15 protein-coding genes are annotated in these 13,130 nt (G+C 58.7%); 7 read left to right on the top strand and 8 right to left on the bottom strand.

Annotated features, from left to right (window positions below; genetic code table 11):
- Positions 1–44: 44 nt before the first annotated feature.
- The 3 genes from SynMEDNS5_RS11775 (at position 45) to SynMEDNS5_RS11785 (ending at position 2,673) form a co-directional block, all read left to right on the top strand.
- Positions 45–395 carry a rhodanese-like domain-containing protein gene (locus SynMEDNS5_RS11775; protein WP_186583533.1) on the top strand — a complete coding sequence of 117 codons (351 nt, stop codon included), beginning with the start codon at positions 45–47 and terminating at the stop codon, positions 393–395.
- A 61-nt stretch (positions 396–456) separates the two neighbouring features.
- Positions 457–1,449, top strand: a complete 993-nt coding sequence (gene hrcA / locus SynMEDNS5_RS11780; protein ID WP_186583534.1) for a heat-inducible transcriptional repressor HrcA — start codon at positions 457–459, stop codon at positions 1,447–1,449.
- 42 nt (positions 1,450–1,491) lie between these two features.
- A complete protein-coding gene (locus SynMEDNS5_RS11785) occupies positions 1,492–2,673 on the top strand; it encodes an ABC transporter substrate-binding protein (protein ID WP_186583535.1) in 1,182 nt (393 codons plus the stop codon).
- A gap of 23 nt (positions 2,674–2,696) precedes the next feature.
- On the opposite strand, the gene SynMEDNS5_RS11790 is transcribed toward SynMEDNS5_RS11785, so the two are convergent.
- From SynMEDNS5_RS11790 to SynMEDNS5_RS11800, 3 genes are read right to left on the bottom strand one after another with little or no spacing between them, the layout of a single operon-like run.
- Positions 2,697–3,920: a hypothetical protein gene (locus tag SynMEDNS5_RS11790; protein WP_186583536.1), complete on the bottom strand. Its 1,224-nt coding sequence runs from the start codon at positions 3,918–3,920 to the stop codon at positions 2,697–2,699.
- A gap of 45 nt (positions 3,921–3,965) precedes the next feature.
- Positions 3,966–5,216 carry a tryptophan synthase subunit beta gene (trpB, locus tag SynMEDNS5_RS11795; protein WP_186583537.1) on the bottom strand — a complete coding sequence of 417 codons (1,251 nt, stop codon included), beginning with the start codon at positions 5,214–5,216 and terminating at the stop codon, positions 3,966–3,968.
- A 38-nt stretch (positions 5,217–5,254) separates the two neighbouring features.
- Positions 5,255–6,214, bottom strand: coding sequence for a class I SAM-dependent methyltransferase (locus SynMEDNS5_RS11800; protein WP_186583538.1), 960 nt, complete (start codon positions 6,212–6,214; stop codon positions 5,255–5,257).
- A 38-nt stretch (positions 6,215–6,252) separates the two neighbouring features.
- Between SynMEDNS5_RS11800 and SynMEDNS5_RS11805 the strand changes: the two genes are divergently transcribed.
- Positions 6,253–6,579, top strand: coding sequence for a translation initiation factor (locus SynMEDNS5_RS11805; protein ID WP_186583539.1), 327 nt, complete (start codon positions 6,253–6,255; stop codon positions 6,577–6,579).
- Between the two features lie 38 nt (positions 6,580–6,617).
- Positions 6,618–7,241, top strand: a complete 624-nt coding sequence (gene cysC / locus SynMEDNS5_RS11810) for an adenylyl-sulfate kinase (protein ID WP_186583540.1) — start codon at positions 6,618–6,620, stop codon at positions 7,239–7,241.
- Here cysC and SynMEDNS5_RS11815 read toward each other — a convergent pair.
- Both SynMEDNS5_RS11815 and purE read right to left on the bottom strand, forming a co-directional pair.
- On the bottom strand, positions 7,222–8,301 hold the full coding sequence (locus SynMEDNS5_RS11815) for an AI-2E family transporter (protein WP_186583541.1): 1,080 nt from the start codon (positions 8,299–8,301) through the stop codon (positions 7,222–7,224). The two genes, cysC and SynMEDNS5_RS11815, sit on opposite strands and share 20 nt — an antisense overlap.
- Positions 8,298–8,819: a 5-(carboxyamino)imidazole ribonucleotide mutase gene (gene purE, locus SynMEDNS5_RS11820; RefSeq protein WP_186583542.1), complete on the bottom strand. Its 522-nt coding sequence runs from the start codon at positions 8,817–8,819 to the stop codon at positions 8,298–8,300. The genes SynMEDNS5_RS11815 and purE overlap by 4 nt, the downstream gene beginning before the upstream one ends.
- Before the next feature lie 115 nt (positions 8,820–8,934).
- On the opposite strand from purE, the gene SynMEDNS5_RS11825 reads away from it, so the two are divergent.
- Together SynMEDNS5_RS11825 and bchM are read left to right on the top strand one after the other, a co-directional pair.
- The gene (locus tag SynMEDNS5_RS11825) at positions 8,935–10,089 is read left to right on the top strand and encodes an N-acetylglucosamine-6-phosphate deacetylase (RefSeq protein ID WP_186585998.1); all 1,155 of its coding nucleotides are present in this window, start codon (positions 8,935–8,937) and stop codon (positions 10,087–10,089) included.
- A gap of 26 nt (positions 10,090–10,115) precedes the next feature.
- Positions 10,116–10,832 carry a magnesium protoporphyrin IX methyltransferase gene (gene bchM / locus SynMEDNS5_RS11830; RefSeq protein WP_186583543.1) on the top strand — a complete coding sequence of 239 codons (717 nt, stop codon included), beginning with the start codon at positions 10,116–10,118 and terminating at the stop codon, positions 10,830–10,832.
- On the opposite strand, the gene SynMEDNS5_RS11835 is transcribed toward bchM, so the two are convergent.
- The 3 genes from SynMEDNS5_RS11835 to SynMEDNS5_RS11845 are packed head-to-tail and all read right to left on the bottom strand — an operon-like array spanning position 10,833 to position 13,101.
- Entirely contained in the window at positions 10,833–11,405 is a 573-nt protein-coding gene (locus SynMEDNS5_RS11835) for a hypothetical protein (protein WP_186583544.1), read from the bottom strand.
- A gap of 41 nt (positions 11,406–11,446) precedes the next feature.
- Positions 11,447–12,337, bottom strand: coding sequence for an RluA family pseudouridine synthase (locus SynMEDNS5_RS11840; RefSeq protein ID WP_186583545.1), 891 nt, complete (start codon positions 12,335–12,337; stop codon positions 11,447–11,449).
- 50 nt (positions 12,338–12,387) lie between these two features.
- Positions 12,388–13,101 carry a response regulator transcription factor gene (locus SynMEDNS5_RS11845; RefSeq protein WP_186583546.1) on the bottom strand — a complete coding sequence of 238 codons (714 nt, stop codon included), beginning with the start codon at positions 13,099–13,101 and terminating at the stop codon, positions 12,388–12,390.
- Positions 13,102–13,130 lie beyond the last annotated feature (29 nt).

The following is a 13,130-nucleotide window of genomic DNA, read 5'->3' on the forward strand; positions in this document are numbered from 1 at the left end:
CATGCATCAAGGATGCATGGCCAGCCCAGAGCCAGACTGATGCGATGAACCAACGCACGCCTCAACCCCTGAAAGCCGTCGAGCTGGCGGCCTGGCTGGAGAGGGAACCTGAGTTGACCCTGGTCGACGTTCGTGAGCACAGAGAACTGACGATCGCTGCATTTCCTTACCCAGTGGAGCATTTGCCGTTAAGCGAAGCGGAGCAGTGGATGGATGCGATCGACCAGCGGCTGCCGGCTTCTCGGGTCGTGGTTGTGCTTTGCCATGCAGGGGTGCGCAGCTGGAACTTCGGATGTTGGCTGCTGGAACGCAATCCATCGCAGGAGGTCTGGAATCTGGAGGGTGGTATTGATGCCTGGAGCCTTGCTGTGGATTCCTCCGTACCCCGCTACTGAACGCGGTCGCGCTCCAAATCCAAGGAATCATCCGTACGATCAAACCATCTCATTGACTGCTGTGGAGCTCCTGCCCCGACGCCAACAGGAAGTGCTGCAGGCCACGGTCCATCACTACGTGGACACGATCGAGCCGGTGGGAAGCAAAACCCTTGTTCAGCGTTTTGGGCTCCAGGCAAGCTCAGCCACGGTTCGTTCGGCGATGGGAGCTCTTGAGCAAAAAGGGCTGCTGGTTCAGCCCCATCCATCCGCCGGTCGGATTCCCAGTCCGAGGGGATACCGCCACTACGTGGACTGTTTGCTGCCGAAGCCTGGAGCCGCCGTTCACCATCTCGAGCAGGAGCTCACCCAACTGAGCTTGCGCTGGGCAGCACTCGATGATCTGCTGCAGCAGCTGGCACGGCGTCTGACCGATTTCACGGGGCTGATGAGCCTGATCACCCTGCCGCAACCGACAGAACAGCGACTTCACGCGATCCGCCTGGTCCGTACAGACGAAAGGCTTTTGGTAATGCTGGTGGCTGATTCCAGCCAAACCCATCACCTCAATCTGCGTTTGCCCTATGGCTGTGCCCATCAGGTGGCAGCCCTCGAACGCTGGACCGATGACCAACTGCGTCAATCCGGACAGCTCGGCTGGGAGTCCTTACCCCAGCAGCTGCAAACCTGCGGTCAGGCGCTGAGGGAAGCCATCGAACACAAGGATCCCTTCATCAGCCCAAACGAGCAGAGCGCTCACGTTCACGGCGTTTCAAGACTGGTGGCACAGCCTGAATTCAGCGACAGCGCCAAAGTGCGCCCCCTCCTGGATCTGATGGATTGCAACCCAGCTGCCTTCATCCCCAGCGAGCCCTGTCGTGATCACTGGGTCTGGATCGGCGGGGAGCATCCTCACACCGCCTTGAGCGACTGTTCCGTGATCCAATCGAGCTACCGCAGCGGCGAAGGCTCTGTCGGGCAAGTTGCTCTGGTGGGCCCGATGCGCATGGCTTACGCCACGGCACGAGCAGCCGTTCAATGTGTCGCGAAACACCTCAACAATCTTCTGAGCTGAGTGACACACCCGAGGCAGCCATGCCACTTCCGTCAGGTCCTGATGTGGTCTGCAGGAATCACGATGCTGGCCTTGGGTCTTTGGGCTGGGACAACCTTCCATGCCAAACGATCAGCCTTGATCGCTCCGGAAGGAGACGTGAATCCAAACAAAAACATTGCGGTCGCAACATCAAATATTGAATTGCTGCAGAACGAGAATCCAAAGCCTTACGTTTTCGCTCAGTCACTCCCTTTAACAGGACCTGCTGCGCACCTGGGCAGGAGCTACAGCAGGGGAATTGATGCCGCGCTTCGCGAGATTAATCAGGCTGGCGGAATCAACGGACGTCCTGTGAAAATCTGGCGCTTGGATGACAAGTATGAACCCAACTTGACCATCGACAACACGGCACTGTTCACAAAGCAACCAGAAGTTCTGGGTCTCTTCGGGTATGTGGGTACTCCCACAACCAAAGCCATTCTCAACCAAGCGATCAAGGCCAGGCTTCCCATCATCGCGCCGATGACAGGGGCCAGCGCGCTACGACAGCCACAACAGGTCAATCTTGTGCACTACCGCTCGAGTTACGCCCAAGAAGCGAATCGCATCATCAACCATCTCATCAATGATGGATATGTGCGCATCGCCATTGCCTACCAGAACGACGCCTACGGGAAAGATGTCCTGACAAGTCTCAGAACAGCCTTACAACGCCATGGTCTCGAGCCAGCAAGCAGTGTGCCACTGCCTAGGAACTCTACCCGCATCAGAGCAGCTGCAATCAGTCTTTATCAGAGCGATCCAGACGCGCTCGTGGTGATTTCCACCAGTCAAACCATGAGTGCCGTCGTCTCCAGACTCCATCGCATGGGGAGCCATCCACAGTTGATGACTATTTCTTTCATCGGGACGAAAGCACTGTTCGACGATCTTCCTCAGAGCGCTTCCTATGGAATCGGCGTCACACAAGTTGTTCCTTTCCCTTGGGATCGTCGCCAACCCGATGTGAAGCGGTACCAAAAAGTGTTACAAAAACAAAGCGACCAGCCTGATTTTGATTTCGTCAGCCTTGAGGGTTTCCTTGCGACTGAATGGCTCATCAACGCACTGAAAAATCTAGGCCCTCAGCTCAATAGAGCATCACTGGTCAAGGAACTTAAACGCACATCACCCATCCAAAACGGCCAGGGCACTCGGAATGTGGATTTAGTGTTTCTTGGCAGTGGCCCTTGGGAACCCTAAGCTAGGGCCCATCCGGATACTCCTTAAGTCAACAACCAAGTTATCAGCGAAACTCCGACCAAAATCGAAAGCGAGAGCGAAGGCCAGATCTGTTCTAAAAACAACTCCCTACGCAACAACAATCTACGAAGATCAGGGTCTTGCACACTAGAGGATCGACGCTTGATGGCCTCGAGATAGAGCACCAAGCCAAAACTCATAAACGACGTTAGATACGCAACCACATACACAGAATCCATAAACGTAAGATAAGAAAGATCCGGCAGATTCGATTTATAGCCCTCCTGTAAAAATATCAACGTCAAAAGCACAGCGACGGGAATTTCAATTCGGAATTCAGTCAATACACGCGTAATCAAAACGACCGATGCCATAACAACGATCAACGGCTGAATCAAGGTCCAGAAGGCCGACCAACTCGATCGCTGATAAGAGGAGTCAAAAATAAGCTGACTAAATTCATTATCTTCAGCACTGAAACCGAGGCCCGAGGAAAAATGATGACGATACTCACCTATGGACCACCCTCTAGAGAGCCACCCAGGGAGAGACGAATACAGCCCTAAACCGCTATCGCGAAGATCAGGAATCAGTCGAAAATTTTCGAAGACCAAGTCGCCAAAAGGATCTTCTGCCTCAAGAACGACGGGAAGACTAACCGAATTAAACGGAAACTGGCGCAAATCCAAAGCATCAATATAAAACTGACCTGTATAAACAAATCCCTGGGAAAACAACCCTTTCCCAAGCTCACGCGACTCGCGAAGAGGTGTAATCGCAGTGGTTTCGGGATTGATATCGTTCTCGAAACTAATGACCTCCTCAATACTCAGCTCTAGCCCAGACAGGTAGTCTTGAAAAGCTTGATCCCACTGCATCCAAAGATAGCCCTTGCTTGAAAAAGCGGGAATCTCAAGATCAACGTCAAAATTATTTGTCACATATATACCCGCATATACCTTGTAAGGAGCTTTTTCCAGAAGCTCCGCATCCCGCTTCACCTCAAGACCCTGAAGCGGCTTACCTCGAGAGGCCACACCCGAAGCTTCATTCACAATATGCGGCGTACTTGTGAGGCGCAGAAGCTCTCTTGATTGAACAATGTCGGTCGATTCATAACCCAGGAATCGACCAAGCAAAATCATTGAGGTCGCCACCACAATGAGCAACAGAACGTTCCAACGTTTTTGACGTTGGTCTGGGAGCCGCGGCAGAAGAAGGCGCAGGCGGTTAACGATGCGCTTCATAAGCAATCCCCTTCAGAGACCAAGCTCAGAAAAGGCATGGCTGAATCAGAGGGCGTCTCCGAGGCGTTCCGCCACGGTATTGACGTCTTTGTCGCCGCGGCCTGAGCAGTTGATCACCAACTCAGTTCCGGGAGAGAGCGTGGGACAAAGCGTCTCCAGCCAGGCGAAGGCATGAGCCGTTTCCAGTGCGGGAATGATCCCTTCCAGACGACTCACGAGCTGCAAGGCTTCCAGCGCCTCGGCGTCAGTGACGGCACCGTATTCAGCTCGCCCGATTTCACGCAGGTAGCTGTGTTCAGGGCCGACACCTGGGTAGTCCAGACCAGCACTGATGGAATGGGCTTCCTGCACCTGACCGTCCTGGTCTTGCAAGAGGAGACTCATCGCCCCGTGCAGCACGCCTACCCGTCCTTCAGTGATGGTGGCGGCATGGCGTCCTGTCGCGACGCCGTCACCAGCGGCTTCCACGCCAATCAGACGCACATCGGTGCATTCAACAAAGGGGTGGAACAGTCCCATCGCATTCGATCCCCCGCCGACGCAGGCCATCAGCACATCAGGCAACCGTCCGAATGCCTCCCGGCACTGCTGCCGGGTTTCCTGGCCGATGACCGCGTGAAAGTCACGCACCAGCATTGGGTAGGGGTGGGGACCCGCCACGGACCCGAGGATGTAATGCGTGGTCTCCACATTGGTGACCCAGTCACGGATCGCCTCACTGGTGGCGTCCTTGAGGGTGGCCGTTCCTGCGGTGACAGGGTGCACGGTGGCGCCCAACAGACGCATGCGGAACACATTCAAGGACTGACGGCGCATGTCTTCGGCGCCCATGTACACCACGCACTCCAAACCGAAGCGGGCACAAACCGTGGCAGTGGCCACACCGTGCTGGCCAGCACCGGTTTCAGCGATCACCCGCTTCTTGCCCATGCGCAGAGCCAGAAGGGCCTGACCCAGCGCGTTGTTGATCTTATGGGCGCCGGTGTGATTGAGATCTTCCCGCTTCAGCCAGATGCGGGGGCCACCGTCGGCACGGCGGTAGTGCTCTGTGAGCCGTTCCGCCTCGTACAGCGGTGTGGCCCGACCGACGTAGTTCTTTAGGAGCCGATTGAGTTCCGCGGTGAACGCGGGATCCTTCCAGGCCTCAGCAGCCGCCACTTCCAGCTCGGCCAGTGCCGGCATCAGTGTTTCAGGTACGTACTGACCGCCGTAACGCCCAAAACGTCCGGCTGCCGCCGGACGCGAGCTAACGGCGAGATCAGAGGCAGAGGGTTTAGAAGGCAGGGTGCTGGTCACGAAAAAACGGACCGCGCGCGCGACCCTTGAGCGTTGACTCAGCGTAAGCAGGCGATCACGCGATGCCGTGGATCACAGGCCTTGATCCGTAGATCTCTGAAGCCTGCGGATTGCAAGGCTGCGGCCATATCAAGGCTGAAGTACTGCTCGATGTAAGGCTCCGTACTCTTCAACAACGTGGCGATCGCAGCAGGCAAACGCTGCAGAACCGACGACGCGGGGTCTTGATCCACCATCACAAGGGCACCCCCAGGTCGAAGCAACCTGAACGCCTCAGCGAGCACGGCATGAATGGCGTTCTGAGGCAGCTCATGGCACACAAACTGAAGACTGATCAGGTCGATCGAAGACGACTCCAGGCCTGTGTTCTCAGCAGCGGCATGCACCCAACCATCCACCACCCCCTCTTGATCTCGCACGCTGGCTACAGCGAGCATCTCGGGGGAAAGATCCAGACCGCGAGTGCACACCGATGACTCCTGTCGACTCTCGGCACGCAGATACAGCCAGCGGCTGAGGTGCTGGGTACTCACTCCCACAGAACACCCCAGATCCAAGGCCTGCTGCACTGGAGTGGTCAGCAATGGCTCCACCACCTGATGAATCGAATCCCGCAGACGGGTCTGGGCGATCAGGGGGGTCAGGGTCTCCTCGGGCCAGATGCGCAGAGCCATGGCATCAGTGGCTTGCTCAGCCTCCGTTGCGGCCTGCCAGCAGAGGTTGCCCTGCTCATAGGCATGGAATCGAACGCAGTAGTAGTCGGGCGGAACCAAGCCAGACGAGCTCACCCCCGACAGAAGCGAGCTCGCTTGATCACGCAGCGTCTTGCGGCGCTCCCTCCAGGGGATGCCGTTGCGTTCAGCCGTGCGGATGATCAGCTGACGAGCCTGAAAGAACAAGGGTCGTCGCAGCCAGCCAATGTTGATCAGCCGCTCAATCCACAGCCCAACACCCTGACTCGAATCAGCCCATTGCGGGGTGGATGCTGAATCATTCATCTCAGAGACGGCAGGATGGTGAGGGATCAGGGGGAACGATGCCGAAGGGAGGCTGGCAGGAATTCAGCAACATCGACAGTCTGCAGCGACCAATGGCAGCGTCGTCGGAGCCCACACCCAAGGCAGAGCAAAGGGTGCGGGTCCAGCCCACCCGGGGGGGCAAGGGTGGCAAGACCGTCACCGTGATCCGCGGACTGGATCTCGACCCTGCCGGCTTCAAATCCCTTCTCAAAAAGCTGAAAACCAGGATCGGCAGTGGCGGCACGGTGAAAGAAGATTTGATCGAACTGCAGGGTGACCAGGTGGATCTGGCCTTGGAGCTTTTAACGAAGGAGGGATACCGACCGAAGCGGGCCGGCGGTTGAGCGACAATGCTCCCTCGATTGTTCCCCTCACCTCTGCCATGAGCTCAGCGTCTACGAAGGCCACCAACATCGTGTGGCATCAGGCCTCGGTAGACCGCGATGCGAGGGCTGAGCAGCGCGGCCATCGCAGCGCCATCCTCTGGTTCACAGGCCTGAGTGGAGCAGGCAAGAGCACCCTTGCCAATGCCGTGAATCAAGCCCTGTTTGAACGCGGCCTGGCCACCTATGTGCTGGATGGCGACAACGTCCGGCATGGTCTCTGCCGCGATCTTGGCTTCTCGGACGCTGACCGGGAGGAGAACATTCGCCGCATCGGCGAAGTGGCCAAGCTCTTCCTTGACTCCGGTGTGATCGTTCTCACAGCGTTCGTTTCCCCGTTTCGTGCTGATCGCGACAAGGCCCGAGCGCTGGTCGGAGACGGTGACTTTCTGGAGATCTTCTGCTCAGCTGACCTGAGCGTCTGCGAAGAACGCGACACCAAGGGCCTTTACGCCAAAGCCAGGGCGGGCGAAATCAAAGAATTCACAGGGATTTCAAGCCCCTATGAGGCCCCGGAGCATCCCGAACTCTCCGTGAACACGGGCGCTGGCGAGCTCGATACCTGTGTCAACGAAGTGGTGGCTGCACTGGTGAGTCGGGGGATCATCCCCGCTCAGGCTTGATCAGCTCACTGCTGGCAGGGATGCCTTGACGCTCTGCCCAGGCATCCACCAGCGTTTTGAAGCAACTGGCCACCGGAACGGCAAGAAGCAAACCCAGCAGCTCGCCAAAGCCATAAAGCTCTCCGGCTTTGGCACCGAGGGGGAGAGCGATCAGCAACCAGGCCGGCTGGAGTCCCACGATGCTGCCCATCAACCGAGGTTGGATCACCTGATCCACCAGCTGACCGACCAGGATCGCCGCCACCAGGATCTCAAGGCCTGTCTTGGGATCCTGAAAGGCCAGAAGCCCACTAACCGCAATGATCGTGAGGGCGCTCGCGTAGGGAATCAAGGTGGTGAAACCGATCAAAACGGCGAACAGAACGCCGTAAGGAATCTGGAGAACAGTGAAGACCACGATCTGCCCCACCGCCAGGATCAGAGCCAGCAAGACCTGACCGGCAAAGTATCCCCGGAATGTGCGTGAAAGCGTGCTGATCACCAGCTCACGCCAGGCCGTGGGAAGCCATCGGGCCAGGCCCGCCGCAATCGAGCGGCCACCCAGCAGGAAGAACACCGCCAGCACCAACACAATCACGGTGTTGATGGTGGTTCCCAGGGTTGCCCCAAGGATGCCGAGCAGCCTCTGGCTGATCTGGCTGGCCACCCGACCGGCGCGGGTGAGGAGATCACTGCTCAGGTCACCGAATTCACTCGGCAATCCCCTCGCATCAGCCAAAGATTGAAGGCTTGTGATCCAGCCCTCGGCCTTGTTGAGCAGGCTTGGAAGGGCATTGATGAGCTGTCCAAGCTGGTCGATCAGCAGAGGCACCAGGGTGATCCCAGCGAACACCAGCACGCTGATGGTGAATACGGTCACCATCACGATCGCCAGCCACCTGGGCAGGCCGCGGCCGGTGAGCCAGACGCAGGGAATATCAAGAAGAAAAGCGATCAGTGCCGCCGTGAGAAAGAGGCCGGGAAACGGAGCCAGCGGAACCGTGAGCTGCCGCAGCACGAAAAGATTGAGAGTGAGCAGAGGCAACGCCAGGCTCCAGCGCATACAGGCGGGACCATTCATGGGGCATTGTCTGCTGCACGCATTGTGGCCATGGCTTCCAGATAGGCCGCAGACCCGAGCTCGACCAGGCGTTGATCCTTCGCGGTCACAACGTCATGAAGCTGACGTCGATAAGCCCCGAGACGCTCCATCAAGGCGTGATCTTGGAGCGCCAGGATCTGCGCCGCCAGCAATCCCGCATTCAGCCCGCCGCCGATGGCAACCGTGGCTACGGGAATGCCACCCGGCATCTGCACAATCGAATGCAGGGAGTCGACGCCTGAAAGGGCCTTGCTGCGCACCGGCACGCCGATGACGGGCAGGGTGGTGAGAGACGCCACCATTCCCGGCAAGTGAGCCGCGCCGCCGGCACCGGCCACAATCACCTGCAAACCGCGGGTATGGGCCTCACGGGCAAAGTCCACCATCTCCAAGGGTGTGCGATGGGCCGACAACACGCGCACCTCGACAGCAACGTTGAGCTTCTCCAGAACCTCAATCGCCGGGTGAAGGGTGGGGAGATCGGAATCACTTCCCATGATCACGGCCACCTGCGGTGACATCGGTGACTGGACTGGATTGGAAGGCGTCACGGCAACAGGCAAAACGCGCAGGGAAGGCGAGACTTCCATCGTCCCGCACCAGACCGCCCGCATGCGCCGGATCACCCACGTGCGACTGCCTCAATGCCCTGGATCAACACCAAGCCATGGTCTGCACTGGCTGATTCTGAGTGATCAAGGTGTGATCACCAAGATCGGTCCCATGCCGGCGATGGCGGCGATGGCAGGAGAGAGCTGGAACGGCGACTGGCTCAGTCCACGGGGGATTGACCTGCAGATCAACGGTGGGCTCGGTCTTGCCTTCCCTGAACTCTGCGACGACGATCTCCCCCGACTGCTGCAGCTTCTCGAGCAGTTGTGGCGTGATGGTGTCGAGGCCATCGCTCCAACCCTGGTCACCTGTGGCGTCGAACCCCTGCGCCGTGCACTCTCCGTGCTGCGCCAGGCCAGGGGCCTGCACAAACAGGGCCGCTGCCGCCTGCTGGGGGCGCATCTGGAAGGTCCTTTCCTGGCAACAGAGCGCCGGGGCGCTCACCCGAGCGAACACATCGCCCCACCCAGCCTTGCGGAGCTGGAGAGGCGAATCGCCGGTTTTGAAACCGAAATCAGCCTGGTGACGCTCGCCCCGGAACAACCGGGCGCAGACCACGTGATTCACCAGCTGAACGCCCTCGGAATCACGGTGGCCCTGGGCCACAGCACAGCCAGCGCTGACCAGGCCGCATCCGCCTTCGATCAGGGGGTCGGCATGCTGACCCATGCGTTCAACGCCATGCCTGGCCTGCATCACCGGGCGCCTGGCCCCGTAGGAGAGGCCTGCCGTCGCGGCGGCATTGCCCTGGGCCTGATCGCCGATGGCGTTCATGTGCACCCCACCATGGCGGTATTGCTGCAACGCATGGCCGGCGACCAGCTTGTGCTGGTCAGTGATGCGCTCGCGCCCTATGGATTGGCGGATGGTGAGCACCGCTGGGACGAGCGCGTGCTGCACGTGCAAGACGGAACCTGCCGGCTGGAGGACGGAACCCTCGCGGGCGTGACCCTGCCCTTGCTCGAAGGCTGTTGCCGGCTCGCCCGCTGGAGCGGCGATGCGGATGGGGCGATCTGGGCCGCAACGATGGCACCGAGACGGGTCATCGGCATGGATCACAGCCTTGAAGGGCTGGTGGGGCAACCCATGGACCAGCTGCTGCGCTGGGAGCTGAGCGAGGAGGGGGCATCCCTTGCCTGGCGAGAAGCTGCTTAAGATCCCGCCGACGCACCACCAAGCCAATGACCCCTGAACAGCAGCTGAAGGACAAGCTGGCCGAGAAGCAGGAGGTGAAGGGGTATTTCGAAACCACTGGCTTCGATCGCTGGAATCGCATCTACAGCGAATCCGACGACGTGAACAAGGTGCAGCGCAACATCCGCATCGGCCATCAGAAAACCGTGGATGAAGTGCTGGCCTGGATCAAAGACAGCGGCGAACTCAGCGACGTGAGCTTCTGTGACGCCGGGTGCGGTGTGGGGAGTCTCAGCCTGCCCTTGGCGGCGATGGGCGCAGGCTCGATCAGCGCCAGCGACATCTCCGAAGCGATGGCCCAGGAAGCGGAACGCCGGGCCCGCGAGGCCGGCCTCAACATGACCAAACTCAACTTCTTCGCCAGTGACCTGGAAAGCCTGAGCGGCTCCTTCCACACGGTGTGCTGCCTGGATGTCTTCATCCATTACCCCCAGGCAGCCGCTGAAGAGATGGTGAAACACCTCTGCAGCCTCAGCGAGCAGCGGTTAATTGTGAGCTTTGCCCCCTACACCCCACTGCTGGCGCTGCTGAAGAGCATCGGCCAGCTGTTTCCAGGCCCCAGCAAAACAACCCGTGCCTACACCTTGAAGGAGCAAGGCATCGTCAAGGCTGCGATGGACTGTGGCTACGAGCCTGTTCGACGGAGCTTGAATAAAGCACCGTTTTATTTCTCAAGGCTGATCGAATTTCGAAAGAAAGAATGATCAGGAGCCGAAGCGATTGAATAGCTTGAACTCAGCGACAGGGGGATTGCCGGGGAAGAACATTGCCGTTCCGATGAAACCGGCATAGATGCCTCCCTGTCCAACAACAGTGGCTTGGTGCTTCACCGGAATGATGTCGCTGATTGCCAAATCCATTGCCCCGGTTTCTGTCATGACCTGCATCTGGGCTGCATCAGCCTGGAGATGTCCCATCGAGCGGACCTGCAGATTGCCGTCTTTGAAAACAAAGGTTCCCTGAGCGCTCGTCAAGAAAACATCTTCACCATCAACGTCCCGCCGCTCGACAACCTGCTCGATACCAAAAAACGAGCCATCAGAATCGTCGCAACCTCCATCGTCTGAAGTTTTAGCAACAACAAGTTTGTATGAAACGGTATCGCCAACATCAAACTGACCGTCGTTATTTGCATCAATGAAGGTTCCCTTCTCGATGCTGCAAAAGGCCACTTCCAAGGTTTTGGCTTCAGGCTTCGAAGCCTCTCTTTCACCCGTTGAGCACCCGGCGGCCAACAGGAGTGAACTCAAAGCAACAACAGACAGTGAGCGACGCACAACCAACGGCCCTACAACTTTGGAATCCTGGCAAGCAGCGGTTAACCCGGGGTAAACCGAGACCCGGCCTCACAGCTGAGATGCAGGCCGTTCTCAAACACCAGCGTGTGGGCATGCAAGCGATAGCCACCATCCCCAGGCACAGCGGCAGCATTAATCCGTTGCTGCGGCAGATAAAGAGGATCCCCTAACAAGGGTGACCCCAGCTGAGCCAAGTGAATGCGGATCTGATGCGGCCGGCCGGTGCTGATGGCCACCTTCACAAGATCGCCTTGATCGCAGCGCTTCAGAAGGCGAAGCTCACTGCGGGCATGCAGGCGTCTGCGCAAAGTCTCTCCGTCCTGAGGATCAGGCCCCCAGACCCATCCCAGTAGCGGATGGGAACGCTCCACCACATCGGTGGTCACCACCATCGGCTCATCTGCAATCAACCCGCTCACCGGATGGGCCCAGGCCAGATAGGTCTTGCGGCAACCGCCCTCCGGACGGAACTGCCGGGACAGTTTGGCCCGCGTTTGTGGTCGGCGCGCGCACACCTGAAGCCCTGAGGTGAATCGTCCCAAACGATGCACCGGCTTGGGAACCTGGCCAGCGCCTGCCAATCGACTGGTCTCCATGAACAAGGCCGAGAGGGTGTGCTGCAGAAATCCGCCGGCAGGCATCACCGGCAAACCTGAGGGCTTGTTAACGACCAGCATGTCACCGTCGTCGTAGACGACGGACCACTGATCCGGGATCGCAGGCTCAAGCCATGGAGGTCGTCGCCATTGCACGACATCCCCTGCACCAACAAGCACATCGTGGTGAAGAGACTGTCCGTTGAGGGACACTTCACCGGTTTGGATCCGGCGCTGCCAGACATCCCTGGGTGAGTGGCCATAGCGGCTGGCCATCACTGCACTCAACATCCGACCCGACTCGGACCTTTCCATGCGATCCGAATAGGTCCAGCCCTGATTCAATGAGGCTGGCCGCCAACCCTTCACTCCACCAGGCGATGCTGCAGGGCGTAGCGCACCAACTCTGTGCGACTCGAGGTCCCGGTCTTGATGAACAGACGACTCACGTATTTCTCGACGTTACGAATCGACGTTTCCAGCTGCCTGGCGATTTCCTTGTTCATCAACCCTTCGGCGACCAACTGGAGAACACTGCTCTCGCGTGGCGTGAAGCTGTGCTGCACGGGGTCCTGAGCGGGAAGGGCCTCCGCCTGGGCCAGCAGCGAACGGATTTCAGTGATCTGCTTCGCGATCTGCCCCATGTCTGCGTCTGCAAAGCGAGCTGCTTCCTGAAGCAGGCGCTGCTGGCGCTGTGCCACGTTGCGAACCCGAGCGACCAGTTCATCGGGGTCAAAGGGCTTGGGGATGTAATCGTCAACTCCCGCGAGATACCCCTGCGTGCGGTCAGCGGTCATTCCCTTGGCCGTCAGGAAAATCACAGGTGTGCCCCCCAGCCGTTCGTCGGCCCGCAGACGCGTGAGCAGCCCATAACCATCGAGGCGGGGCATCATCACGTCGGTGATCACCACATCCGGGAGCATCTGCTGGGCTTTATTGAAACCTTCCTCACCATCCACAGCCGTGGCCACCTCGAAACCTTCGTCCTCGAGGTAAGCCTGAACGGCAGAACGCAGACCGGGTTCGTCGTCGACCAGCAACAGACGAACGGGTGGCTGCTCGGGCACTGAGGCAGTCATGACCAGATCGAGTCTGGGCGGAATCTAAG

The organism is Synechococcus sp. MEDNS5 (genome assembly GCF_014279875.1).
Lineage (GTDB): Bacteria > Cyanobacteriota > Cyanobacteriia > PCC-6307 > Cyanobiaceae > Synechococcus_C.